Annotated in this window: 2 protein-coding genes; both read right to left on the reverse strand. The window is 63.7% G+C overall.

What is annotated here, in order from left to right; translation table 11 throughout:
- Positions 1–651: ADP-dependent NAD(P)H-hydrate dehydratase (locus LWE61_RS20500; RefSeq protein ID WP_234152499.1), on the reverse strand; the 651-nt coding region annotated here is incomplete at its 3' end.
- Positions 648–1,401: histidine phosphatase family protein (locus LWE61_RS20505; RefSeq protein WP_407696282.1), on the reverse strand; the 754-nt coding region annotated here is incomplete at its 5' end. The genes LWE61_RS20505 and LWE61_RS20500, both read right to left, overlap by 4 nt.

Here is a 1,401-nt window from a genome sequence, read left to right on the forward strand (position 1 = left end):
GATCGCTATTTCGCCTGACGGGGCGGCAAGAATGCTCTCCTTGCCTTTTAGCAAGATGATGGCGTTGAACCGTTGTGCGATGTCGCGGGCCACGCCCTCCGGATCGGCCTTCACCGCTTCGACCTCCAGCCCGGAAAGATGCGCCATTTCGCCATGATGGGGCGTCAGTATGACATGCCCGTGATGCGCCGCGATCAGTCCTTCCAAATATTGCGCCGACGTCAGCGCCGCCGCGTCCAGCAAGATGGTACGCGAGGCGTCCGGCGCACTGAGGAGGTCAGCCACTAGCTGGTCGGTGCGCTCGCCAATGCTCATGCCAGGGCCTAGAATCAGGGCGTCGCAGCGCAGGAGCTTTTCGCGAAGCACCTCCGCCGCCTCCGCGGCAATCTCGCCCTTCTCATCGGAAGGCAGGGCAATCATGGCCGCTTCGGGGATCAGCACACCCAGAGCCATCGCCACAGTCTTGACCGTTGCGAGCTGCAGCTTGCCCGCACCCGCACGCAGCGCTGCCTCGCCAGTCAGCCGCAGCGCGCCGGGCACGAACTCCGCCCCGCCAACCACCAGCACGCGACCCCGGCTGTCCTTATCGCATACGGTGTCCAAGTCGGGCAGGGGATGGGCTGTAAGCCAGGCATCGTCGATTTCGGTCACCCGCGCGCGCCCGCGATGCGGTCCGGGGCTTTGGTGACGGGCGTCGCTTCCTTCTCCATCGCTGCGGTGACATTGTAACGCTGCAGGAGCAGCTTTCCCGCCGCCTCATCGAAACGGTAATCGGTGATGGCGCAATTCGCCACATCGCCTATGGCGTCGATGGCAAGTATCTCCTGCTCACCCAGATTCTCGATAATGTAGCGCAAGCATAACACGACGACCTGGTGCGAAAAGATCATCACGCGCTTGCCCGCATAATGCAGCGAGATGGTGTCCATTACAGAGCGTAGGCGCAGGATAACGTCGCACCAACTCTCCCCTCCCGGCGAGCGATGATAGAATTTGCCGAGCAGTTGCCGGAATGCCGCCTGTTCCGGCTGGAGGTGACGGATGCCCGTGCTGGTCAGGCCATCCAGTATCCCGAACTCCTTTTCTCGCAGACGCTCGTCGAAGCAGATCGGCTCATCTCGGGGGGCGCCGCCCTGCGCGCGGAAAATGTCTGCGGTCTGGCAGGCGCGAAGATAGGGCGAGGACAAGATGACTTCCGGTCGGTCCTCTTCAGGTTGCTCAGCGAACCAGTGCCCCAGCGCCGCCGCCTGCTCGCGCCCGAGATCGCTCAGCGGCACATCAGCATCGGATGGACAGGGGGATGCGGTCCTCCTCCGCCTCATGTGCTGCATCGCGCGCGACATTCCCGGCGCTTTGCCCGTGGCGCACGATGATGAGCTGGCTTGGCCAGCGGCCGGGTCC

Origin of the sequence: Sphingobium sufflavum (assembly GCF_021403115.1) — a bacterium.
GTDB lineage: Bacteria > Pseudomonadota > Alphaproteobacteria > Sphingomonadales > Sphingomonadaceae > Sphingobium > Sphingobium sufflavum.